The organism is Leeuwenhoekiella sp. W20_SRS_FM14 (genome assembly GCF_052119605.1).
Taxonomy (GTDB): Bacteria; Bacteroidota; Bacteroidia; order Flavobacteriales; family Flavobacteriaceae; genus Leeuwenhoekiella.
The window spans coordinates 568,988-591,898 of sequence record NZ_JBGQOK010000001.1; the positions used below are offsets into that span (position 1 = coordinate 568,988).

At 39.0% G+C, this 22,911-nt stretch carries 21 protein-coding genes and 1 tRNA gene; 12 read left to right on the top strand and 10 right to left on the bottom strand.

Annotated features, from left to right (window positions below; genetic code table 11):
• The first annotated feature begins 10 nt into the window (after nucleotides 1–10).
• Together ACEN25_RS02290 and aroE are read left to right on the top strand one after the other, a co-directional pair.
• The gene (locus ACEN25_RS02290) at nucleotides 11–865 is read left to right on the top strand and encodes a sugar phosphate isomerase/epimerase family protein (RefSeq protein WP_441801465.1); all 855 of its coding nucleotides are present in this window, start codon (nucleotides 11–13) and stop codon (nucleotides 863–865) included.
• A gap of 34 nt (nucleotides 866–899) precedes the next feature.
• Entirely contained in the window at nucleotides 900–1,769 is an 870-nt protein-coding gene (gene aroE / locus ACEN25_RS02295) for a shikimate dehydrogenase (protein ID WP_441801466.1), read from the top strand.
• Nucleotides 1,770–2,073: 304 nt separating this feature from the next.
• Here the strand turns inward: aroE and ACEN25_RS02300 are convergent, their stop codons facing one another.
• The 6 genes from ACEN25_RS02300 to ACEN25_RS02325 form a co-directional block, all read right to left on the bottom strand.
• Entirely contained in the window at nucleotides 2,074–2,934 is an 861-nt protein-coding gene (locus tag ACEN25_RS02300; protein ID WP_441801467.1) for a fumarylacetoacetate hydrolase family protein, read from the bottom strand.
• Between the two features lie 18 nt (nucleotides 2,935–2,952).
• Nucleotides 2,953–3,729, bottom strand: coding sequence for an SDR family NAD(P)-dependent oxidoreductase (locus ACEN25_RS02305; RefSeq protein WP_441801468.1), 777 nt, complete (start codon nucleotides 3,727–3,729; stop codon nucleotides 2,953–2,955).
• Between the two features lie 5 nt (nucleotides 3,730–3,734).
• A complete protein-coding gene (locus ACEN25_RS02310) occupies nucleotides 3,735–5,054 on the bottom strand; it encodes an alpha-L-fucosidase (RefSeq protein WP_441801469.1) in 1,320 nt (439 codons plus the stop codon).
• A 4-nt stretch (nucleotides 5,055–5,058) separates the two neighbouring features.
• Complete coding sequence (locus ACEN25_RS02315) at nucleotides 5,059–6,378, bottom strand: L-fuconate dehydratase (RefSeq protein WP_441801470.1); 1,320 nt, start codon at nucleotides 6,376–6,378, stop codon at nucleotides 5,059–5,061.
• A 108-nt stretch (nucleotides 6,379–6,486) separates the two neighbouring features.
• Nucleotides 6,487–7,353 carry an AraC family transcriptional regulator gene (locus ACEN25_RS02320; RefSeq protein ID WP_441801471.1) on the bottom strand — a complete coding sequence of 289 codons (867 nt, stop codon included), beginning with the start codon at nucleotides 7,351–7,353 and terminating at the stop codon, nucleotides 6,487–6,489.
• Nucleotides 7,354–7,355: 2 nt separating this feature from the next.
• The gene (locus ACEN25_RS02325) at nucleotides 7,356–8,234 is read right to left on the bottom strand and encodes a helix-turn-helix domain-containing protein (protein WP_441801472.1); all 879 of its coding nucleotides are present in this window, start codon (nucleotides 8,232–8,234) and stop codon (nucleotides 7,356–7,358) included.
• 350 nt (nucleotides 8,235–8,584) lie between these two features.
• On the opposite strand from ACEN25_RS02325, the gene ACEN25_RS02330 reads away from it, so the two are divergent.
• From ACEN25_RS02330 to ACEN25_RS02370, 9 genes are all read left to right on the top strand, one after another.
• The gene (locus tag ACEN25_RS02330) at nucleotides 8,585–11,785 is read left to right on the top strand and encodes a SusC/RagA family TonB-linked outer membrane protein (RefSeq protein WP_441801473.1); all 3,201 of its coding nucleotides are present in this window, start codon (nucleotides 8,585–8,587) and stop codon (nucleotides 11,783–11,785) included.
• A gap of 10 nt (nucleotides 11,786–11,795) precedes the next feature.
• The gene (locus tag ACEN25_RS02335) at nucleotides 11,796–13,574 is read left to right on the top strand and encodes a RagB/SusD family nutrient uptake outer membrane protein (protein WP_441801474.1); all 1,779 of its coding nucleotides are present in this window, start codon (nucleotides 11,796–11,798) and stop codon (nucleotides 13,572–13,574) included.
• Nucleotides 13,575–13,579: 5 nt separating this feature from the next.
• On the top strand, nucleotides 13,580–14,272 hold the full coding sequence (locus ACEN25_RS02340; RefSeq protein ID WP_441801475.1) for a DUF3823 domain-containing protein: 693 nt from the start codon (nucleotides 13,580–13,582) through the stop codon (nucleotides 14,270–14,272).
• Between the two features lie 90 nt (nucleotides 14,273–14,362).
• A complete protein-coding gene (locus ACEN25_RS02345) occupies nucleotides 14,363–16,003 on the top strand; it encodes an alpha-L-fucosidase (protein WP_441801476.1) in 1,641 nt (546 codons plus the stop codon).
• 14 nt (nucleotides 16,004–16,017) lie between these two features.
• Nucleotides 16,018–17,031: a zinc-binding alcohol dehydrogenase family protein gene (locus ACEN25_RS02350; RefSeq protein WP_441801477.1), complete on the top strand. Its 1,014-nt coding sequence runs from the start codon at nucleotides 16,018–16,020 to the stop codon at nucleotides 17,029–17,031.
• A gap of 32 nt (nucleotides 17,032–17,063) precedes the next feature.
• Nucleotides 17,064–17,891, top strand: a complete 828-nt coding sequence (locus ACEN25_RS02355; protein ID WP_441801478.1) for an amidohydrolase family protein — start codon at nucleotides 17,064–17,066, stop codon at nucleotides 17,889–17,891.
• A 3-nt stretch (nucleotides 17,892–17,894) separates the two neighbouring features.
• Nucleotides 17,895–18,692, top strand: coding sequence for an SDR family oxidoreductase (locus ACEN25_RS02360; RefSeq protein ID WP_441801479.1), 798 nt, complete (start codon nucleotides 17,895–17,897; stop codon nucleotides 18,690–18,692).
• A 3-nt stretch (nucleotides 18,693–18,695) separates the two neighbouring features.
• Entirely contained in the window at nucleotides 18,696–20,027 is a 1,332-nt protein-coding gene (fucP, locus tag ACEN25_RS02365) for an L-fucose:H+ symporter permease (RefSeq protein WP_441801480.1), read from the top strand.
• The gene (locus tag ACEN25_RS02370) at nucleotides 20,024–20,359 is read left to right on the top strand and encodes an L-rhamnose mutarotase (RefSeq protein WP_441801481.1); all 336 of its coding nucleotides are present in this window, start codon (nucleotides 20,024–20,026) and stop codon (nucleotides 20,357–20,359) included. The genes fucP and ACEN25_RS02370 overlap by 4 nt, the downstream gene beginning before the upstream one ends.
• A gap of 112 nt (nucleotides 20,360–20,471) precedes the next feature.
• On the opposite strand, the gene ACEN25_RS02375 is transcribed toward ACEN25_RS02370, so the two are convergent.
• Nucleotides 20,472–20,546 (bottom strand) — tRNA-Pro (locus ACEN25_RS02375).
• A 258-nt stretch (nucleotides 20,547–20,804) separates the two neighbouring features.
• Here ACEN25_RS02375 and ACEN25_RS02380 point away from each other — a divergent pair.
• A complete protein-coding gene (locus ACEN25_RS02380) occupies nucleotides 20,805–21,254 on the top strand; it encodes a hypothetical protein (RefSeq protein ID WP_028375334.1) in 450 nt (149 codons plus the stop codon).
• Between the two features lies 1 nt (nucleotide 21,255).
• Here ACEN25_RS02380 and ACEN25_RS02385 read toward each other — a convergent pair whose 3' ends face one another.
• From ACEN25_RS02385 to ACEN25_RS02395, 3 genes are read right to left on the bottom strand one after another with little or no spacing between them, the layout of a single operon-like run.
• The gene (locus ACEN25_RS02385; protein ID WP_441801482.1) at nucleotides 21,256–21,522 is read right to left on the bottom strand and encodes a c-type cytochrome; all 267 of its coding nucleotides are present in this window, start codon (nucleotides 21,520–21,522) and stop codon (nucleotides 21,256–21,258) included.
• Between the two features lie 6 nt (nucleotides 21,523–21,528).
• Nucleotides 21,529–21,702 carry a hypothetical protein gene (locus tag ACEN25_RS02390; protein ID WP_441801483.1) on the bottom strand — a complete coding sequence of 58 codons (174 nt, stop codon included), beginning with the start codon at nucleotides 21,700–21,702 and terminating at the stop codon, nucleotides 21,529–21,531.
• Entirely contained in the window at nucleotides 21,699–22,826 is a 1,128-nt protein-coding gene (locus ACEN25_RS02395; protein WP_441801484.1) for a PQQ-dependent sugar dehydrogenase, read from the bottom strand. The genes ACEN25_RS02390 and ACEN25_RS02395 overlap by 4 nt, the downstream gene beginning before the upstream one ends.
• Nucleotides 22,827–22,911 lie beyond the last annotated feature (85 nt).

The window sequence follows — 22,911 nt, forward strand, 5'->3', positions numbered from 1 at the left end:
ATATAAAATTATGATGAATATAAAATATGGAGCCTCGTTACTGTCCTGGACTACTCCAAACTGGACGCACGAATCTGGCTTATATGCTATAGAGAAAACAGCCGAAACCGGTTTTGAACTGCTCGAGATTCTCTTGCCACACACCGTAGATTTTGATGCACCGGCAGTTAAAAAACATTTAAATAAACACGGTATTTCAGCGGTTTGCTCGCTTAATTTTTCCGCAGAAACACATCTACCTGCGCATCCTAAGCAAGCATTAGCACTTATAAAAAAATCATTAGATCGCACAGCGGCTTTAGATGCAGATTTTATGGGTGGTGTATTGCACTCTGCGATAGGTTGTTTTACAGGAAACCCTGTAACAGAAGCAGAGAAAGATACGGTTGTAAATGTATGGGGTGAAGCTGCTTTATATGCATTAAAACGCGGTATTACTATAGGGATAGAACCTATAAACCGCTATGAAAGTTATGTATGCAATACGGCTGAAAATGTATTAGAACTCATTGAAAAAACCGGAATGCCCAATCTGGCTTTACATCTGGATACCTTTCATATGAATATTGAGGAAGCTAATTTTAAAGATCCAATTTTAAGAGCCGGTAATAGATTAAAACACCTGCATATCACAGAAAGTCATCGCGGAATGCCCGGGGATGGAACCGTGAATTGGGATGAGCTTTTTGAAGCATTAAATACCATAAACTTTGAAGGCAATCTGGTTTTAGAGAACTTCTCATCAGAGGTACCGGGTATGCAGCAAGCTGTTTCCCTATGGCAAAAATCACCGTATTCTGCTCAGGAGCTTGCTGAAGGAAGTTTAGCTTTTATGAAAAACAAAGTAAAACAATTCAGTATCTAGAATAACTACGTATTAATTTCAAAATTTTAAGTTCATGAATGCACATGATAATAAAGCAAAAGATTTTTTACCACAGCTAACCGGTTCATTTGCCCAACCTGCGGCAGAAAACCCAACTGTTGCAATGGTTGAAGCAGCCTATAAACACCACGGTTTGCATTTTAGATACATCAATTGTGAAGTAAGTCCAGAAAATCTGGAAACTGCGATACAAGGCGCTAAAGCTTTAGGATGGTCTGGTTTTAATTGTTCGATACCGCACAAGGTTGCTGTAATTAAATATCTAGATGGTCTAGGTGAATCTGCAAAACTTATAGGGGCAGTAAATACCATTGTAAAACGTGACGATAAATGGATAGGTGAGAACACAGACGGAAAAGGTTTTGTGCAGGCACTTAAACAGATTATAGATCCTGCACAAAAGCATATTACACTTTTTGGTGCCGGTGGTGCAGCTCGTGCTGTTGCTGTAGAACTTGCTCTTGCAGGGGCAAAAACAATAACTCTTGTAAATAGAAGTAGCGAGCGCGCAGAAGAGGTAGTAACATTATTAAATGACAATACTCCAACTCAGGCGGTATATAACTCGTGGGAAAACAGATACGCTATAGACCCTAAGACTCAAATTGTAATAAATGCAACCAGCGTGGGACTTTATCCTGATGTAGATCAGCAATTAAATATAGATTTTGACAGCATACATCCTGATATGGTTGTTGCAGATGGCATCCACAATCCGCCGGAAACGCATTTATTGAAAACGGCTAAAGATAAAGGGTGCAAAACCGTAAATGGTATTCAAATGCTCGTTAATCAAGGTGTAATAGGTATAAAATACTGGACCGGGGTTGATGTTGATGCGCAAGTTATGCACACTAAATTAAATGAAGTGTTTGACCTGTAATAAACCACAAATTTTAATATGTATTCAAAAGGAAGATTTTATAAAGATCTTCCTTTTGAATACATATAAATTAAATTGTATATAGAACAAACGTTCCATTCTTAATTATTTCATCATTAGAAATTCAATAGGTCAACATTTTTAAATTTATAAAACAATTAAAACTAAATTCAATTATTCTAAGTTGATCTATAAAAATTTAATCAAAGACAAAACCTACAATTGAAAAAAAATATAATTGGGTAGGCATTGATTAAAATGACTTTCTATAGTTTAAAAACCTCCTAAACTTCTTATACTAAACTTATATTGCCTTATAAGTCCTTGCGGTTTGTTTTGAAGTACCCAAGCCTTCAATGCCCAATTCAACTACATCACCCGGTTTTAGGTAGCGTGGTGGCTTAAAGCCCATTCCTACACCAAAAGGAGTTCCGGTTGAAATGATATCTCCCGGAAGCAGGGTCATAAACTGACTGATGTAACTCACTACCTCCTGCACATTAAATACAAAATCTGAAGTATTGCTGTTTTGCAATTCCTCACCATTCAATTTCAGCCACAGGTTGAGTTTGTTTGGATCTTTGATTTCGTCTTTGGTAGCAATATAAGGACCTAAAGGCGCAAAGGTATCGCAGCTTTTTCCTTTGACCCATTGCCCGGCACGCTCGATCTGAAAGGCACGTTCGCTGTAATCGTTGTGTAGGGTGTAACCTGCTACATAATCTAAAGCTTCTTCCTCGCTTACATAGGAAGCTTTTTTGCCGATTACCACGGCGAGTTCAACCTCCCAGTCTGTCTTTTCACTTCCCTTAGGGATGATCACATCGTCATTGGGTCCCACAATTGCCGAAGTCGCTTTAAAGAATAGAATGGGTTCTTTGGGAACTTCCATCCCGGTTTCTTTAGCGTGAGAAACGTAATTAAGACCGATGCATACAATTTTTGAAGGACGTACCAAAGGTGCGCCTAGACGGGTTTCTGCGGAAACTTCCTCACAATTGTCCTGTTCTTTGTTTAACCATGTTTTAAGTCGGTTGATGCCGTCAGTCTCAAAAAATGCTTCGGTGTAATCTTCACCAAAACCTGATACATCTATGCGTTTTCCGGAGTCTAAAAGCACTCCCGGTTTTTCATTTCCGGCTTCGCCGAAACGTATTAATTTCATAATCTTCTAGTTAAAAAGTCATCCATTTAGTTTTATAAATCCGCCGTCAATAGGGAAGTCTGTCCCGGTGATGAAAGATGCTTCATCAGAGGCCAGATACAGGGCGAGATGGGCAATTTCTACAGGTTTGCCCATACGGCCCAAAGGTTGGGTTTTAGATAGATTTTCAAACATCTCTTCCTGATTGTCAGGGTAATTTTTTGCAATAAAACCATCTACAAAAGGGGTGTGAACGCGGGCAGGGGAGATGCTGTTGCATCTGATGCCCTCATCAACATAATCTTTAGCGATGGAATAGGTCATCGTGAGTACGGCGCCTTTTGACATGGAGTACGCAAAACGGTCTGAGATCCCAACCGAAGATGCAATCGAAGCCATATTGATTATGACTCCGCTTTTGCCCTTCATGTGTTTAATCACGGCTTTTGCGCAGTTAAATACGCCCTTGATGTTTATGGCGTAAATACGGTCGAGATCCTCTTCACTAGTGTTCTCAATAGTACCCACGTGAGCAACACCTGCATTATTTACTAAGATATCTATTTGATGGTTTTTAGCAATATCATTAATTAAATTAGTGACTTGCTGTACGTTAGCCACATCGCAAAATTCAAAATACACATCGAGATTTTGTGACTTTAGTTCTTCAGCTACTAAAGCGCCTTCTTCCTTATTATAGTCAAGTATAAATACCGAGGCTCCATTTTGAGCATATACGGTACTTATTGCTTTACCAATACCACTGGCGCCACCGGTTATTAGTGCTGTTTTACCATTTAATTGAAATACCGACATATTTCTTATTTTAAAATTATTTTAATAATAGTGTCCACGTCGTTCTGATGATCAGAATCAATCTCAAAACTCAGTTTCCCATTTTTTAATGAATAGTTTAAGGGAGTCGCATCACTGAAATAAACTACTTGTTTTATTTTATTTTTAAATTGAGGAATTGAAATCGAGTTAAAATTTTTATCTAAAATGTGTAAATAAAGTACTTTCCCTTTTTGGGTTGAAACCATAGTGTCTTTTTGGTATTCACCACCACGAGTGTCGTAGATACTTTCTCCATTTGCATTCAACCAGGCTCCCAGTTCTTTTAGACGCTCTTTATGCTCTTGTTGAATAGCTCCGTTAGGCATAGGGCCTATATTAAGAAGAAAATTGGCATTATTACCTGCCGCTTTAATGAGATATTGTATCAATTCTTTGGCAGATTTATGATTGCCATCCTGCAGGTTAAAACCCCAGGAATGATTTATGGTTTCACAGGTCTCTAAGGGTAAATTACCTATTTGAGAACCTTCACTAAAGCCAGCAGTATTTTTCCCCGGAAGGTCTTTTTCAAACATTTGAAAATCTTCACCTGCAATGGGTGCAAGATGGTGGTTATTACCTATGAGCAAACCGGAATTCACGCCGTGAATGATTTTATACGTTTCTTCCAAATCAAAATCCTCATAAGGTTTGCCGGCTTTTTTTAAATCGTTTTGATCCCAATATCCATCAAACCAAAACCCTGCGATGTCATAATTTTCTGCCAGTTCTTTGATTTGTGCATTTTGATACAATAGATAATCCTGCCAGTTACCAGATTCTGGTCGACCTAAATCCTGACCGGTCTTCCCTCGGGGATAGTAATCCGGATGATGCCAGTCTAACTGCGAATAATATGCAAAAAGCTTGATTCCCTCTTTTTTACATGCTTCCTCAAGCATTCTAAAAATATCTTTGCCATAGGGGGTATCGTCTACAATATTATAATCGGAAACTTTTGAATCATACATCGCAAAACCGTCGTGGTGTTTTGTTGTTATGGTGATATATTTCATACCGGCAGCTTTTGCAAGACGTACCAGTTCTTCTGCATCAAAATCTTGTGGATTAAAAAAGGAGGGAAGCAGTTCATACCGGTCTGTTTTAATTTTTTGTTGTTGCATTACCCATTCGCCATCGCCCAGAATACTGTATACCCCCCAGTGAATAAACAGGCCAAATTTTGCATCCTGAAACCAGACTCTGTTTTCCAGATTTTCAGGTGAAGGCGTGTAGCCGGTCTGACCTAGAGCCAAATACAGATTTAGAAACAAAAGAATTGTAATGCATGTGCGCTTTTTCATAGTTTTATTTGGTTTTGGCGATTTCCTGCCAGATTTTTCCGGTTGGAAACGTATAATCTTTAAGTGATTCCGGTTTCATAGTGATGCTGTAACCCGGCATTTGTGGCGGCATATAGGCACCGTTTTTAATCACTACAGGGTCAAAGAAATGATCGTGCAGGTGATCTACATATTCTATGATACGATTTTCAAACGAACCGCTAATGGCAATATAATCAATCATAGACAAGTGCTGAACGTATTCACAAAGGCCTACGCCACCAGCGTGAGGACATACTGGAATTTCAAATTTGGCAGCCATAAGCAACACCGCAAGAACCTCGTTAACACCGGCTAATCTGCAGCTGTCTATCTGGCAAATCTCAATGGCACCTGCCTGCATCAATTGTTTAAAAATAACCCGATTTTGACAATGTTCTCCGGTTGCTACTTTTATAGGAGCAACCGCTTTTGCGATCGCGGCATGTCCCAATACATCGTCTGGGCTCGTAGGTTCTTCAATCCACCAGGGGTTGAATTTTTTAAGTTCGGCCATATTCGCGATAGCTTCGGTTACATCCCATTTTTGGTTGGCATCCATCATCAGCTTAAGGTCGTCACCTATTTCTTCGCGAATAATCTGAGCCCGGCGCATATCGTCTTTAAGGTCTTTGCCTACTTTGATTTTCATATGCTTAAAACCTTCGGCTTTAGCCTCACGGCATAATTTCCGCATTTTCTCGTCGCTGTAACCCAGCCAGCCTGCAGAGGTGGTGTAGGCAGGGTAACCGTTCTGAAGCAAATCATCAATACGCTGCTGTTTAGAACCTTCCAGTTTTTTTAACATGGTTATCGCTTCAGCAGGGGTAATCGCATCGGTAATGTAAGTAAAATCTACGCAAGAGACCAGTTCTTCCGGACTCATATCTGCCAGTAGTTTCCAAAGCGGTTTTTCTTCCGCCTTGGCGTATAAATCCCAAACGGCATTTACCACCGCTCCCGTTGCCAGATGAATCACTCCTTTTTCGGGGCCTAACCAGCGCAGTTGACTATCGCCTGTGATCATTTTCCAAAAGGCACCCATATTTTGGGTAAAGGATGCCAGTGTTTTATTGAGAATCAATGGCATTATCGAGTCAATCGCGGCCACACAGAGCTCGTTGCCACGACCTATCGTAAAGGTGAGACCGTGACCTTCCAGACCTTCCTGCGAAGTTTTGAGAATCACATAAGCAGCAGAATAATCGGGATCGGGATTCATAGCGTCTGAACCGTCCAGAAATTGGCTGGTAGGGAAGCGTATATCTACAACTTCATAGCCGGTGATTGTGACTTCGGTTTGCATAATTTATAGTGAAAATTAGAGTGAAACACTTCAAAATTAATGCGCCTGCATCCGTTTTACTGAATGATTTTTTGCTGATGCTTACTCTTTTTTTGCTTTTAATTCAATTCACATTCTTTTTTGGTGATATTCTGCATATTCCAGAGGCGTCTTTCCGGTTATAATTTTAAACTGTCTATTGAAATTAGACAGGCTGTTAAAACCACAAGCGTAGCAAATTTCGCTTACATCATAGCGTTTTTCAATAAGCAACCTGCAGGCATAACCAATGCGAATCTCATTGAGATAGCGCGTAAAACTCTTCTTGTGAAATTTGCTAAACAAACGACTAAATGCTGATGAGTTCATCGGGATTAAAGCGGCCACTTCTCCAAGCATAATGGGCTTCCTGAAATTTTTAAAAAGGTATTCATAAACTGCATCAAAATTTTTTGAGTTTGAGGTAAGCGCGCTATTCTGGAATCCCGTGCTGCTTATCGCCCGACCGGGAGTTGTGCTTAGTTCGTGAAGCAGGTCTAAAAATTGCATAGTTCGCTCAAACGGACTTAAGGCGCTAAGTTGCAAGATTTTTTGCTTGATTTTAGAACTTACTTTTTCAAACACGATACCTCGTGCAGCGCGATCCAGGAGGGAAGCTATTGAAGCCATTTCGGGAGTTTCTAAAAAATCAGTCCCCAGAAATTCCTTTCTAAAGTGTATGGCGATAGCTTCAGCTTTTAGTGCGGTATGGGGTTCAAAATATTCAGGATCATTAAGCCACATGTGCGGCAGGTTTGAACCTAATAAAACCAGTTCGCCGGGAGCAAATTTTGAAATAGAATCCCCAATGAACCTCGTGCCCGTGCTCTCTAAAATAAGCACCAGTTCGAGTTCGGGATGATAGTGCCAAATCTTCAAAAAATGAGCATCCTGAGTGGTGTTGAGGCTAAAAGAAGAAGCATTGGGACTCTTGCGGTCTATCTTGATGAGTTTCATATTCAGTTAATTTGAAGGCTTTGCTTGCGATACGCTCCCGGTGTGATGTTGAGGTGTTTTTTAAAGACTTTGTAAAAATGTGGTAATGTATTGAAACCGGTTTCAATAGCAATATCAAGTAAAGTTTTATTAGTGGTTACTATAAGATATTGGGCGCGTTCAATACGTTTTTCGTGTATATACATTAATGGCCTTGATCCTGTGTGTTCTAAGAATATTCGTGAAAAATAATCTTTACTTTGATTTACATAATTAGCAAGCTCAGCAACCGTAAGTCCTTTATTCAGATTAATTTGTATATAATTTATCGCATCTAGAACGGCGTAAGGTATTTTTTTAATTTCTTCCGGTTTAAAGCGGTAATATTCTAAAAAGCGAGATAGCAGTATTAAAATTATACCCTGACTCTCAAATTGCACGTAAGTTTTCATGTTTCGGTTCAAATCCCGGTATTCTTTATAATAGGTTTCTTTTTCATATATTTTGGGATTGTCAGATCGATTAATTCCTCGTCCTGGATTAATTTTTAAAAGTTTTTTGAATAGTTGAATGTCAATTTCAGAGGCTTTTATTTCCATTAAAGATCGGTTGTCTTTAAAAAGAGATATTCCACCTGGAGCTTCTTCAAAGAATTGAACAAAAAATTGACTTAAATAGGTTTCACATTTAAGGCTACAGAGCGTAAAACTCGGGATTAGATAGAGATGACCGGGTCTTAAAATAATCTTTTCTGAAGGGCTGTATATTTCTCCTGCACCATCATCTATATAATACAAGCGAAAATAAGGGCTAATAACGTTTTTGTAATTCCAGCGCTCATTGAGTTGCACATAATCAATATTTAATATTGAAAAGGAATGATTGTGAAGTTGAATATTCATGATTTAGGTATTATAAATCTTCTTAATAAAATCTTAATCAGATAAGAATAAGTCGGATATGTGTAAAACATACACATATAGTCTAAATATATTTGAAATAATATTAATCGCAAATATTTTTTACGAAATCGTTTGATAAAAATACTATTTAGTACTAACCCTAGATTTATTTGAATATTATTTAAAGCCTGTGTCTAAAAGTTGACAAATATGCACCTCTATCGTAGTTAATTTAAAGTACTATCTAATACCTGTCTTCCGCCTTTAATTTTTTATAAATAAGCTTAAGACGGAAATAGGTAAATGAGATTAATCAAAATAAACAATGCATCTAAACAAATAATTTTAAAATGAATAACAAAAAAACAATAGCCTGTAGTGGAGATCATTGGATGGGACTGAAAGTTAAATCAGCTGTTCTCGTGGTGTCTTGCTTTTCTGGTCTGCTTATGCAGGCAGGTATTAATAATAGCCTGATATCGAAATGTGAATCTATTCTGAAAAATGAATCGATACGAAATGAAAATTATTTTCCTGTTTATTTAATAAAAGAACAACAGAAAATAACTGGTACGGTTACAGATAGAGATGGTAATCCGGTAATAGGTGTCAATGTTATGGTTAAAGGCACAACAACGGGTACGGTTACCGATTTTGATGGAAATTTTTCTATAGAAGCAAAACCTGATCAAATTTTGGTTTTCAGTTTTGTAGGTTTTAAATCTCAAGAAATGGCTATAGCTAATAATTCAAACATCGAGGTTATGCTTGAAGATGATGTAAGCCAACTTGATGACGTGGTTTTAATTGGTTATACAGAGCGTAAAGAATCTAATATCACTAGTGCTGTAGCTACTATAAAATCTGACGAGATTTCAAGAGCTCCTGTGACTAACCTTTCTCAAGCCCTTGCGGGTCGTCTTCCAGGTGTGGTTTCTACCCAGCGCGGAGGAGAGCCGGGTTATGATGGTGCCGGAGTATCTATTAGGGGTTTTGGTAACGCATTGGTAATTGTTGATGGGGTGCCACAAAACTATACACAGTTAGACCCTAATGAGGTTGCCAGTATTACCATTTTAAAAGATGCTGCTGCAGCCGTTTATGGTGTTCGAGCAGCAAATGGGGTTATTCTGGTTGAAACAAAAAAGGGTAAATACGGAAAACCTGTATTTAAATATGATGCGTATGTAGGCGTGCAAACACCTACCCGTTACCCAAAATTAACTAATGCAGCAGATTTTGTGCTGCTTAATGATGAAGGAGAAATAAATCAGGGAAGACCTCCTGTTTATGGTAAAGAAGTCTATGAGCAATATAAAAATGGGGAATTGCCTTCTTATGATTGGTATGACCTTACTATTCGACAATACAGCCCGCAGACTCAGCATACCATAAGTGCACAGGGTGGGACTGAAGACATAGATTATTATATGTCTGTAGGTATGTTTAATCAGGAAGGCATGTGGCGTAGTAAGGATACAGATTATGAACGCTATAATTTTAGATCTAAGGTGACGAGTCGCTTCAGTGATAATTTTTCAGCAACTATGAACCTTTCTGGGCGAATTGAAAACCGAAATACACCAGGACTGAGTGCGGCTAATATTATGTGGGGAATACTTAGGGCACACCCAACCTCGGGACCTTATGCCAATGACAATCCAGAATATTATAACGAAACAAACGTACCTTTTTTTCAACCTGTAGCCCTTTCAAACAGTGCTGTTTCGGGATATAACCGAGATAACTTCAACAATTTTACAGGGATTTTAAGCCTGGATTATAAAGTAAAACAAATAGAAGGCCTATCCCTTAAAGGAATGTATTCCTATTTAAGAGAATTTGCACGGGTTAAAACCTGGAGACCAGAATTTGATCTTTATAATTATAACGCCGAAACCGAAACCTACAATGTGGGTTACACTGGGGGAAGTCCTACCCGTTTGACGGAAACCTTTAGACAAAACACAGAGAAACTGGCTCAGTTTTCTATGAACTACAAGAGAACTTTTGGAGACAAACACACTTTTGAAGGTTTAGCACTTTTTGAGCAACGAGAAAGCTACGGAGATGATTTTAACGCTTCTCGAGAATATTCGCTTGATGCGGTTCAATATCTATTTGCTGGGCTCGATGCTAATAAGAATAATAATGGTGGAGCTTATGAGTATGCCAGCCGCGGATTGGTAGGTCGCGCATATTACGATTATGACGATAAATACATTCTTGAGCTAGTATTTAGGTATGACGGTTCATCACGTTTTCCACAGGGATCGCAATGGGGTTTCTTTCCAGCAATTACAACAGGCTGGAGAATCTCTGATGAAGGTTTTTTTAAGAACAATATAGATTTTGTAAACAATTTAAAACTAAGAGGTTCGTGGGGAAAAGTAGGGGATGACCAGGGCGCAAACTATCAGTTTGTAACCGGGTTTACCTATCCGTCAGGCAATTATATTTATGGAAATAATGTCGTTCCTGGTCTGGTAGAACGCGGGATTCCTAATCCTAATCTTACCTGGTATGAATCTACAACAACTAATTTGGGTCTTGATGCTGCTTTTTTAAATTCTAAACTTACCGTACAGTTTGATTATTTCTACAGAGAGCGTGACGGTTTGCTAGCGACCCGATTTTTATCATTACCAGGAACCTTTGGGGCATCACTTCCTCAAGAAAATCTAAATTCAGATAGTGATCGCGGGTTTGAGCTTGTACTAGGAACTAACCAATCATTGGGTGATTTTAAATTTGATGTTACTGCAAATGTTACTTATACCCGTTCAAAATATGGGTATCAGGAGCGGGCTCCTTTTACCAGTTCAGAAAATGAATGGCGCCAGAAGGTTGAAGGACGATGGAAAAATATCTGGTGGGGATACGAAGCTATAGGTCAATTTCAATCTCAGGAAGAAATCGATAACTGGCCGGTTGTGCAGGACGGTCAGGGTAACCGTTCGCTAAGACCCGGAGATATTAAATATCTTGATTACAATGGTGATGGAATCATTGACGGCGGGGATAATAAACCTATTGGTAGAGGTTCTACTCCTGAAATTATGTTTGGATCAAATATTAATGTAACGTATAAGAACTTTGATTTTTCAGTGCTCTTTCAAGGAGCAGCTAACTTCAACTTTTACTTTACTGACGAATTTCAAAGCCCTATTTTTAACAATGCCAACTCTCTGGCTACCTTTATGGATAGATGGAGACGAGAAGATCCTTATGACGCAACGAGCGAATGGATTCCCGGAAAATATCCTGCGACAATTCCATCAGGTTCTCCCAATAATAAATATAATTCTTCCTTTTGGCTACAAAATGCTAGTTATCTCAGATTAAAAAACATTCAATTGGGATTTACACTTCCTAAAGGAGTATGTGAAACCCTGGGTATAACCAATGCCCGTGTCTATATCAACGGCCTAAACATATACACCTGGGATAAACTGAAATATGCTAACGTAGATCCCGAAACACCTGGCGGCAACGGACTTTTCTATCCGCAGCAACGTGTATGGAATACAGGTGTAAATATTAGTTTTTAAAAAAATAATAATGATGAAAAATTTTAAGATAAAAATGATATCCTGTCTGGTTTTACTAGGAATCTTTCATTCTTGTGATGATGACTTTTTAGACCGTCAACCCCTTAATATAATTTCAGAATCAGATGTATGGAGCAGCCTCACTGGGGTAGAGGCTTATTTGGTTACCCTGTACAATAATATGCAAACCGAAGATTTTAATTACAACGGTATTATTGATTATCAGGGTTATTTACCCTATGTAACTGATATTTGCTTACGGGCAAAAACCTGGGGCACAGTAAGTAATGTTTCTATTATGCCCTCAAATGCTTACGGATGGTGGGGTTATGGCCAGGTTAGACAGGCAAATCTATTCCTTGAAAATATTGATGATGCCTCAATCAGCCAGGATCAAAAGGTGATTTTAAGGGGAGAAGCCCGTTTTATACGCGCATTTTACTATTTCTCAATGGTAAAACGTTACGGCGGTGTACCTATAATTGAGGATGCCCAGCAATTCACAGGAGATAATTTAGCTGAATTACAGGTTTCTCGAAATACAGAACAGGAAGTTTATGACTGGATTGCCAATGAACTTGACTTGGCAATAGCAGATTTACCGGCTACACGTGGTAGCGAAGATAAATTTAGAGCTACTCAATGGGCAGCCTATGCGCTAAAATCCCGGGCGATGTTATATGCAGCGTCATCTGCCAGATATGCTGGCGTACAACTTGATGGTTTAATAGGTATACCATCTTCTGAAGCAGAACGCTATTATAATGCCGCCAAAAATGCTTCAAAAGCCATTATGGATTCTGAACAATACGCATTATTTGATGAATCTGATGATAAAGCTCAGAACTTTTATGATCTGTTTATGGGAGATGGTACAAATTCTGAAATGATCTTTGTAAAATCATTTAAGGCTCCTGATAAAACTCATAGTTTTGATTTTTTTAATACTCCACACAGCTTCCGAATAGATTGGGGAAGCGGTTTTAATCCTACAGTAGATCTGGTAGAAGCTTATGAATATGTTGATGGAAGTGTAGGTAAATTACGTGTGAAAGATGCTAATGGCAACCCCATTAAGTATCAGAATCCTGCAGATCTTTTTGAAGGTAAAGATCCTCGGTTTTTTGCTACAGTGTTATATCCATTTGCACCTTATCAAGGGGGTATTGTAGAGGTACGTGCAGGTATAATAGATAACGGTCAGACTATTACTGCTGGAAATTTAACAGATTTATATGGGCAGGGCAGTGAAGCAGTAACTATTATGGGTAAAGATGGACCATCTGCGAACTCAGATCCTACAAAAACCGGTTTCTATTTACATAAATTTATAAATGATTCTCAGAAAGTACCTGATGGCCGTTCAGAAACACCCTGGCCAATATTTAGATATGCAGAAATTCTTCTCAACTATTCTGAAGCTACTATAGAGCTTGAAGAAAATGGATTGGCGTTAGGCGCAATAAATAGAATTAGAGAGCGTGCGGGTATTGCACCTTTAGAAAGTATAAATCGTGATAAAGTGCGTCATGAGCGTAAAATTGAATTGGCTTTTGAGAATCACAGATTCTGGGATCTAAGAAGATGGCGTATTGGGACAGAGATTCTTAATAACGCACAACCCCTTGCTTTAAATCCTTATTTAATTTGGGAAGACAAAACTTATATTTTCAGTATTGATAACGCACCACGGCAACCCAGAACCTGGACAGAACAGATGTATTGGGAGGCTATTCCTGGCAACGAGATTAGTACAAACCCTAATATGATTCAAAACCCATTATATTAAAAACTATGAGAACTTTTCAAAATATATCTTTGAAGTTATGCTTGATTCTAGCTCTGGGTAATGGAGTTGTTTCTTGTGAATATGATAATTTCGATGAACCACAAACAACCATTCAGGGGCGTATCGTAGACGCTTCTGGAAATTTAGTTCCAACACAGCAGCCTAACGGGACTCGAATTCGTCTTTATGACCAAGCCTTTGAAAACGTACAGCCCGTTGCATTTTGGGGAATGCCAGACGGCACCTATAAATACTCGAGAATTTTTTCGGGAAGTTATAAGATAATTGCTAACGGACCTTTTTTTCCTATTGATACACTTCTTACAAACATACAGGATATTAAAAATCTTGATATCGAAGTGGTACCATTTTTAAAGGTTAACGATGTAAATGTTGAGAAAAAAAGCAATGCTATTGAGGTATCTTTTTCTATATCTAGAACTCAAGAAATAGGGAAAATTAATCAGATCGCTGTTTTTGTAAATACAACCCCTTTTGTAGATTCAAATAATTTCATCAATAATAACCCTGAGACTAATGTAGGTGATATAAGCGATGAAGAATTACTAAGTAATATTCATCAAAAAGTAATTTCAGATCTTGAATTAGGAGAAAAATATTATATCAGGGCAGCAGCAAGAGCAGCAAACTCAGGTAATTATTATAATTATTCAGAAATGATTGAAATAGAACTCTAATAAGAAAATTTTCAGTTTAAAAATATAAAGTGATATACTTTAATGAGAATTGCTAATTAGTAAACTTTATAAGGAAACTAAAAACATAATATGAAACGCAGAGATCTTATAAAACTTGGTGCAGCCGCAGCTGCTGGTTTATATTTAAACCCACTGCTGGCACGTGCAAATTTCTTCAACCCTGAGCAAAGAGGACTATTTACACCTAGCTGGGATTCACTTTCTAAATATCAGGTCCCAGACTGGTTTCGCGATGCTAAGTTTGGTATGTGGGCGCATTGGGGTCCTCAATGTGAGCCCGAATCTGGAGATTGGTACGCTCGCGGAATGTATCAGGAAGGTTCGTGGCAGTACAAATCTCATATTGATAATTACGGGCATCCTTCAGAATTTGGTTTTAAAGATGTGATCAACGTTTGGAAAGCAGATAAATGGGATCCTGAAGAACTGGTTAGTCTCTATAAAAAAGCCGGAGCTAAATATTTTATGGCGATGGCCAATCACCATGACAACCTGGATCTTTGGGACAGCACGCATCAGCCCAATTGGAATTCGGTGCAAATGGGGCCTAAAAAAGATATTATTGCCGGTTGGGAAAAAGCAGCACGCAAGGCCGATCTGCCTTTTGCACTAAGTGTGCATGCTGCTCATGCGTGGAGTTGGTTTGAACCTTCCCAACGTGCAGATAAAAACGGTCCACTGGCGGGAATACCCTATGATGGAAATTTGACTGTTGAAGATGGGGAAGGTACCTGGTGGGAAGGAGTTGATCCGCAGGAATTGTATGCTCAAAACCACGAGTTGAGTGAAGACAGCTATGACGACGGAAAAATACACAGTCAATGGAACTGGGGCAATGGTGTTACTCCGCCCTCAAAAGAATATTGCAAGAAATTTTACAATCGCACGATTGAGTTGATAGACAAATTCAATCCAGATTTACTTTATTTTGACGATACGGCATTGCCGCTTTGGCCGGTAAGTAATGTAGGTCTCGAAATAGCTGCTTATTTATATAACAAAAGCCTGGATAAAGACGGAAACCCACAAGCTGTGGTAACCGGTAAAATTCTGGATGAAGAACAACGCAAAGCTTTGGTTTGGGATATTGAAAAAGGCCAAAGCAATGAGATTGAACCTTTGCCATGGCAGACCGATACATGCATCGGGAGTTGGCACTACGACAAAGGTATCTACCGCGATAAACGCTATAAATCTGCAAAACAAGTCATACACAGTCTTATTGATGTAGTCAGTAAAAATGGAAATTTGATGCTCAATATCCCGGTTAAGGGAGATGGAAGCATTGACGAGTTAGAACGTGCAATTGTCGAAGAAATAGGGGAGTGGATGCGTCTCAACGGAGCAAGCATTTACGGTACCCGACCCTGGAAAATTTTTGGAGAAGGACCCCAGCAGGAAAGTGCTGCCGCTTTGACTGCTCAGGGATTCAACGAAGGCAAGGGCAAGCCTTTTACATCGCAGGATTTTAGATTTGTGACCAAAGGTAAGAAGCTTTACGCTACCGTTATGAGCTGGCCCGAAAGTGGAAACGTACTTATAAAATCATTAGCTTCAGATGCTGCTTATCGAAATAAACCCATCAAAAAAGTAAAGCTGGTAAGTACCGGTAAAAAATTAAAGTTTCAGCAAACTGCGGCAGGTCTTGAGGTGTATTTTCCGCAGGAAAAACCTGCTGTTTCGTATGCAAATGCTTTGGAAATCAGTTAACAGTAAAAACTACTATGAACTATATTGTTTGTCAGGAACCTGGCACCTTTTTATTAAAAGAACAAGATATTCCGCAGCCTAAAGCGGGAGAGTCGTTGTTGCGCATTCGCAAAATAGGGATTTGCGGTACCGATATTCATGCTTTCGGCGGGACACAGCCGTATTTCAATTATCCACGAGTTTTAGGTCATGAATTGGCCGCAGAGTATGTACAGGGGGACGCCGAAGGTTTCGAGAAAGGAGATGCGGTAAGTTTTATTCCGTATTTTAATTGCGGTAGCTGTGTGGCCTGTCGCAATGGTTTGAGCAATTGCTGTACGTCTATTCAGGTTTTTGGTGTACACATTGATGGCGGGATGGCAGAGTATGTGGTCGTTCCGGATTCCTATTTACTGCACGGCGAAGGCCTTGACTTTGATGAACTGGCTCTGGTAGAACCTTTAGCTATTGCAGCACACGGCGTGCGTAGAGCAGGCGTAAAATCTGGAGAAATCGTTCTGGTAATGGGAGCGGGTCCTATAGGTATTGGTCTGATTCAGTTTGCACAACAAGCCGGAGCCAAAGTGATTGCGCTTGATGTTAATGCGCACCGCCTTGATTTTTGTAAAAGCGAACTTGGTGTATGGGAAACCATCAACCCAATGAATGTGGATGTGATGGATCATCTTGCTACACTTACCGATGGCGATATGCCCACAGTGGTTATAGATGCTACCGGTAACCGTAATGTGATGAATAGTGCATTTCAATACCTTGCTCACGGTGGTCGTTATGTGCTGGTAGGTTTGCAGAAAGGCGAACTGGCGTTTAGCCATCCCGAATTTCACAAACGGGAATCTACACTGATGAGCAGTCGTAATGCGACTCGAGAAGATTTTAAATATGTAATTGAAAGTCTAAAAGCAGGAAAGATTGACCCTAAAAAATACATTACACATCGGGTAGCTTTTCAAGATTTACCAGAACATTTTGAAAACCTATTTAAACCTGAAAAAAATGTCATTAAAGCGCTGATTGAATTTAATTAGTGTTTTTGATACATTTATAGTAAATTCCATAAATGATTCTCGATACCCATCAACATTTTTGGCAGTATAATTCGGTTAAGCATGACTGGGTTGATGAAGAAATGACTGTAATACGTCGTGATTTTATGCCTCAGGATTTAAAACCGGTTTACGACGAGCACGATATTACAGGTTGCATCGCCGTACAGGCCGATCAAACGCTGGACGAAAACACTTTTTTACTGAACCTCGCTGATGAATACAATTTTATAAAGGGAGTTATTGGTTGGGTTAATTTTCAAAGCGATTCGGTGCAGCAGGATTTAGATTATTATGCTGAAATGCCTTTGATTAAAGGCTATCGCCATGTCGTGCAGGCTGAAGCTGATCCGTCTTTTTTACTTCGGAAATCATTTTTAAGTGGAATTTCAAAACTGAAAAATACCGGGGCCGTTTATGAAATTCTGGTGTTTGCTCATCAACTTCCGGCGGTACTCGAATTTGTAAAACTCTTTCCCGAACAACAATTTGTCATTGATCATATTGCGAAGCCCAATATCAAAGAAGGCTATATCGATTCCTGGGCTTTATTGATACGTGCAATCGCCAGCTATGAAAATGTGAGTTGTAAAGTATCGGGAATGATTACCGAAGCCGATTATAAAACCTGGAAAACTATCGATTTGATGCCGTATATGAATGTGGTGTTTGAAGCTTTTGGGCCCGATCGAATTGTTTACGGTTCAGACTGGCCGGTATGCCTGGTTGCCGGAAGCTACTCTCAGGTTCTTAATGCAGCCAAGGCTTTTGCCGGACAACTCTCTAAAGATGAGCGCGAACTTTTTTTCTATAAAAATGCTCAGCGCATTTATACTATTTAACTCATGGATTTAAACTTAAAAGATAAAATTGTTTTAGTAACCGGTTCTGCAGGAATGCCCGGTAGCATAGGGCATACGATTATTTTTGCCCTGGCAGCAGAAGGAGCAATCCCGGTTTTGTTAGACCGAAACGCCCGCGGTTTTGAATATGAAAGTCAACTGCGCGAGCAAGGTCTTGAGAGCACATTTTATCAAACCGACTTGTCTGATGCAGAGCAAATTAAAAAATCAGTTGAAAAACTTTCAGCCAAATATGGCCGCATCGATGCGATAATTAATAATGTGGGCGTTAACGACGGCGTTTCCCTTGAAGGTTCATTGGACGAATTTTTGTATTCGTTAAAGCTCAACCTGATAAGTTTTTATGCCACTGTAAAGTATGCTTTGCCCTTGCTCAAAGAAAGTAAGGGAAACATTCTCAACGTAGGCTCAAAAGTAGCGATCACCGGTCAGGGCGGGACTTCAGGTTATGCAGCGGCTAAGGGTGGTGTGTTGGGACTTACGCGAGAATGGGCAGTCGATCTGATCAAGTATGGTATTCGCAGCAATGCGCTTATTATTGCCGAAAGCTATACACCGTCATACGAAAACTGGATTGAAACATTGGAGAATGGTGCTGAAAAACTCCAGGCAATCCGAAATACCATTCCGTTAGAAAACAGAATGACCGCCACCCAAGAAATCGCAGATACGATATTGTTTACCATTTCTGAAAAATCATCGCATACAACCGGGCAGTTTATATTTGTCGACGGCGGTTATGTACATCTGGATCGCGCGTTGCTTCCGGCTAAAAATTAAACTATGGAAAATAAGTTAAAAGTACCCGTAGTAGCCAAATCGGTACTGCTGCCTTTCATATTAATAACTTCTTTATTTGCATTGTGGGGTTTCGCAAACGATATCACAAACCCAATGGTTTCGGCATTTAAAAAAGTGCTGGAGCTTGATAATTTTCAGGCTTCGTTGGTGCAGCTCGCGTTTTACGGCGGCTATTTTACCATGGCGCTACCGGCAGCGATTTTTGTAAATCGGTATTCTTATAAAAAAGGAGTTCTACTGGGTTTGGGTCTTTATGCTTTGGGTGCCTTATTGTTTTATCCGGCAGCAGCTTATGAAGAGTTTGGATTTTTTCTGGCTGCGCTTTACATTTTGACTTTCGGTCTTGCTTTTTTAGAAACCACGGCAAATCCCTACATCCTGTCTATGGGAGCCGAAAAAACGGCAACTCAGCGTCTTAACCTGGCTCAGGCTTTTAATCCTATGGGAGCTTTACTCGGCCTGATCGTAGCACAAAAATTCATTCTGGCTTCGCTGCAATCAGACGATTTATTGCCTGACGGAACCACGGTCTACTCAACACTCGGTGAGGAAGCCCAGGCAGTTGTGCGCACCGCAGATTTAGCAGTAATCCGCGATCCGTATGTGTTGCTGGGTATTGTGGTTATTGGCTTTTTGGTTGTAATCAGTCTGGTTAATATGCCGCAAAATGAACATCAGGAAAATAAAGTAAGTATTGGCGGATCGATCAAGCGACTTTTTAAATCCCGTAAATTTACCGGTGGCGTTATCGCTCAGGCTTTTTATGTGGGTGCTCAGATTATGTGTTGGACCTATCTGTATCAATATGCAGAATCTTTTGGTATTGAGAATACCGAAGCGGTAAACTACGGCATTGCTGCTCTGGTGGTGTTTCTAATTGGCAGATGGGTTGGGACCGCATTGCTCAAGTATGTAGATTCTGGAAAATTATTGCTGTTCTTCGCAATTGGTGCCGCATTGGCCACTTTAATTACTATTATGGTACCGGGAATGATTGGTTTAATAGCACTGGTAAGCATTTCGTTTTTTATGTCAATTATGTTCCCTACCATTTATGGGATTGCTCTTGAGGGGCAGGGCGAAGATGCTAAATTTGGTGCCGCATTTCTGGTGATGGCTATCGTAGGCGGTGCGTTAATGCCCACCCTTCAGGGTTTGATTCTTGATCTGGGCGGAGCAGGTTATACCGATATCAGCATTTTAGGAGTGCCTGAAGTCAATTTTTCGTTTATTCTGCCTTTTATCTGCTTTGTGATTATTGGGATTTATGGAAGAGACGTTTATAAGAAATACAATTTCAATACGGAAGGATGAAAACAACCCGACACTACTATGCGTGTGATCTTAAAGATGATGCAGACTTGATTGCTGAATATGAAAAGTACCATACAGAAGTCTGGCCCGAAGTTCTAAAGAGTATTAAAGATGCCGGAATATGCGTTATGGAAATTTACCGATGCGGTAACCGGCTCTTTATGATTATGGAAACTACGGCAGACTACGATGCTGAACGCAAAAAACAAATGGATTTAAATAATCCTAAAGTACAGGAATGGGAAGATTTAATGTGGAAGTATCAACAAGCCCTTCCATTTGCCAAACCACGTGAAAAATGGATTGTGTTAGAGCGTATATTTAGTTTATAAAATTCATTTTAAGTTTTTAAAAATAGCTAATTAATGCAATTATTAATAACTAAAAAAAGCCTGCTAATCCATTGATTAACAGGCTTTTTTGTATAAACCGTGATTTGGTTCGTCGGGATGAGAGGATTCGAACCTCCGCTCTCGCGCCCCCCAGACGCGCACTTTAACCGGACTAAGCTACATCCCGAATACTTATAAATCAGCTAGATTTTAAAGGAGTGCAAATATAAATAAATGCAGAAGACCACAAAGTGAAATTGCATAAGAAACCGTGACTATTTTAAATTTCTTGATTCTATTCTCAAAACAGGTAGCTGGTAAAAATGACATTATTGTATAACATAGTTTAATAGAAATTTTAAAGGAGTAATTAATTATAACGTTTTCGTTGAATGGATATTTATTTTACGTAACTTAATAGTGCTAATTACTAAACACTTACATTATGAAACCCTATATTCTAAGTATCATCGCCGGAGTCTTACTATCATCAATTACATTAGTTTTTCCAACAATTAAAAATGAGATTGAACCAAGTATTCAGGGAACCTGGGAACTAAAAAACTTTTATTATTATGATAACAATATAATCATAGATACTGTAGGAGCTACAGATGGTTACCGCCAGATTAAAATGTATACTAAAAATCGAGTTATGTGGACACGTTATGTACCAAAAGACTCAGTAGAATGGTTTGGCTACGGAACGTATAGTGTTCAACAGGATAAATTGATTGAAACTCTCGAATACGGATCTGAAAGTATGATGGAAGTTTTAGATACTTTAAGAATATTTACATTTGAGCTTCAACTTTCACAAAATGAGTATAGCCAAATAAGTACAGATGCTGAAGGTAACCGCATATTTTCAGAAAATTATATACGTATTGAATAAATTATTTTGAAATTTTCTTTACTTCTTCTTCGGTAACACGGGTTCCAGTATTGCCCCAGCTATTAAAGACAAAATTCATAACGTCTGCGACCTCGTCATCATACAACCCTAAACCAGGCATGATGCTGCTGTAAGGAGTTCCATTAACTATTATTTTTCCGTTCAAACCATATTTAACGGCACTGATACTTGCCTGCCTGTTTTTAAGTAAATAATCTGCCTGTGCTAAAGGAGGGAAGGTACCCTTTATACCTTCGCCTTGTGCCATATGACATTACATACAGAAATCTTCATAAAGTACAGCACCTCGTTTAATACTATTTGTAAGCACAGTATCAATGATGGTTTGGTTTACTTGAGATTTTTCAGAAAATTTGAGCTTATTTTCTTTTAAATTCAATAGAGTTATTAATGTAATCGTTCCTGTTATGAGAATTGATGTTTTCAATTTTTTACAAGTTTTACTATTCCTACTCCTTCAACGCCAGCATAAATAAAGCCGTCTGCTGCTTGTATTACATTGCGCACTCTACCAATACCGTCTAGTAGCTTTTCGCGTTTGACAACCTTATTATTGTCGAGATAAAGAGCTTCCAGATACACAAACTTTAGTGAGCCTACGAGTAAGCTACCTTTTAATTCAGGATAATTATCACTCGTTACTAAAGCCATACCGCTGGGAGCGATAGAGGGAACCCAATAATATAAGGGTTGTTCCATCCCTTCTTTTTTAGTCTCCTCTGTAATATCTGTTCCGCTATAATTAATGCCATAAGTTATAACTGGCCAACCGTAATTTGCTCCTTTTTTAATGATGTTGATTTCATCGCCACCACGAGGTCCGTGCTCATTTACCCAAATTTGATTAGTTTTAGAATTAAAAATCATTCCCTGTGGATTGCGGTGACCATACGACCAGATTGCCGTTTTAGCATTGCTTTTATTTACAAACGGATTGTCATTAGGAATACTACCATCTAAATTGAGACGGTAAACCTTGCCGTTATCACGGGTGATATCCTGCGGATTTATATCGCGTTCGCCACGTTCTCCTGCACTAAAAAATACATGGCCATCTGTATCAAAAGCTATCCTACTGCCAAAATGTTGTCCCTTTGTAGTATTAGGAGATGCTTTATATAAAACTTCTTGAGAAGTAAGCATATTGCCGGTAATCTTAGCGCGCATTAACGCAGTATTACCACCTTTTCCTTCACCTTGTGTAGAAGCATAGGTAATATAGATATAGCCATCATTAGTATAATTAGGACTTAATTTTAAATCTAATAAACCACCCTGACCTCGATTGTATACTTCAGGAACGCCTTCAATTTCTATTTTAGTCCCATCTTTAAAATGAATAAGTTTCCCTTCTTTTTCAGTAATCAATAAACTACCATCTGGAAGAAATGCCATTCCCCAGGGGTTGATAAGATCGGGGACCAGCACTTCGTAACTGTAACTATTAGAAACCGTAATTTCTATATCATTTGCTTTAGTCTCTTTCGGATTTTGAGCACATGCAATAAACGTATAGAGAAATACAAAGGAGAAGAGTGTAAATACTTTCATAGTTTTTTGTTTAAATATAAATAAGTACAAAGTTACTTTTAGTGTAATTGGCTAAAATTTGTAAATAAATAGTGTTAATAACGAC

Bases quoted from the DNA above. Each gene is read 5' to 3' on its own strand.
- ACEN25_RS02290 (WP_441801465.1), top strand. From the start codon at position 11: ATGATGAATATAAAATATGGAGCCTCGTTACTGTCCTGGACTACTCCA.
- aroE (WP_441801466.1), top strand. From the start codon at position 900: ATGAATGCACATGATAATAAAGCAAAAGATTTTTTACCACAGCTAACC.
- ACEN25_RS02300 (WP_441801467.1), bottom strand. From the start codon at position 2,934: ATGAAATTAATACGTTTCGGCGAAGCCGGAAATGAAAAACCGGGAGTG.
- ACEN25_RS02305 (WP_441801468.1), bottom strand. From the start codon at position 3,729: ATGTCGGTATTTCAATTAAATGGTAAAACAGCACTAATAACCGGTGGC.
- ACEN25_RS02310 (WP_441801469.1), bottom strand. From the start codon at position 5,054: ATGAAAAAGCGCACATGCATTACAATTCTTTTGTTTCTAAATCTGTAT.
- ACEN25_RS02315 (WP_441801470.1), bottom strand. From the start codon at position 6,378: ATGCAAACCGAAGTCACAATCACCGGCTATGAAGTTGTAGATATACGC.
- ACEN25_RS02320 (WP_441801471.1), bottom strand. From the start codon at position 7,353: ATGAAACTCATCAAGATAGACCGCAAGAGTCCCAATGCTTCTTCTTTT.
- ACEN25_RS02325 (WP_441801472.1), bottom strand. From the start codon at position 8,234: ATGAATATTCAACTTCACAATCATTCCTTTTCAATATTAAATATTGAT.
- ACEN25_RS02330 (WP_441801473.1), top strand. From the start codon at position 8,585: ATGAATAACAAAAAAACAATAGCCTGTAGTGGAGATCATTGGATGGGA.
- ACEN25_RS02335 (WP_441801474.1), top strand. From the start codon at position 11,796: ATGATGAAAAATTTTAAGATAAAAATGATATCCTGTCTGGTTTTACTA.
- ACEN25_RS02340 (WP_441801475.1), top strand. From the start codon at position 13,580: ATGAGAACTTTTCAAAATATATCTTTGAAGTTATGCTTGATTCTAGCT.
- ACEN25_RS02345 (WP_441801476.1), top strand. From the start codon at position 14,363: ATGAAACGCAGAGATCTTATAAAACTTGGTGCAGCCGCAGCTGCTGGT.
- ACEN25_RS02350 (WP_441801477.1), top strand. From the start codon at position 16,018: ATGAACTATATTGTTTGTCAGGAACCTGGCACCTTTTTATTAAAAGAA.
- ACEN25_RS02355 (WP_441801478.1), top strand. From the start codon at position 17,064: ATGATTCTCGATACCCATCAACATTTTTGGCAGTATAATTCGGTTAAG.
- ACEN25_RS02360 (WP_441801479.1), top strand. From the start codon at position 17,895: ATGGATTTAAACTTAAAAGATAAAATTGTTTTAGTAACCGGTTCTGCA.
- fucP (WP_441801480.1), top strand. From the start codon at position 18,696: ATGGAAAATAAGTTAAAAGTACCCGTAGTAGCCAAATCGGTACTGCTG.
- ACEN25_RS02370 (WP_441801481.1), top strand. From the start codon at position 20,024: ATGAAAACAACCCGACACTACTATGCGTGTGATCTTAAAGATGATGCA.
- ACEN25_RS02380 (WP_028375334.1), top strand. From the start codon at position 20,805: ATGAAACCCTATATTCTAAGTATCATCGCCGGAGTCTTACTATCATCA.
- ACEN25_RS02385 (WP_441801482.1), bottom strand. From the start codon at position 21,522: ATGGCACAAGGCGAAGGTATAAAGGGTACCTTCCCTCCTTTAGCACAG.
- ACEN25_RS02395 (WP_441801484.1), bottom strand. From the start codon at position 22,826: ATGAAAGTATTTACACTCTTCTCCTTTGTATTTCTCTATACGTTTATT.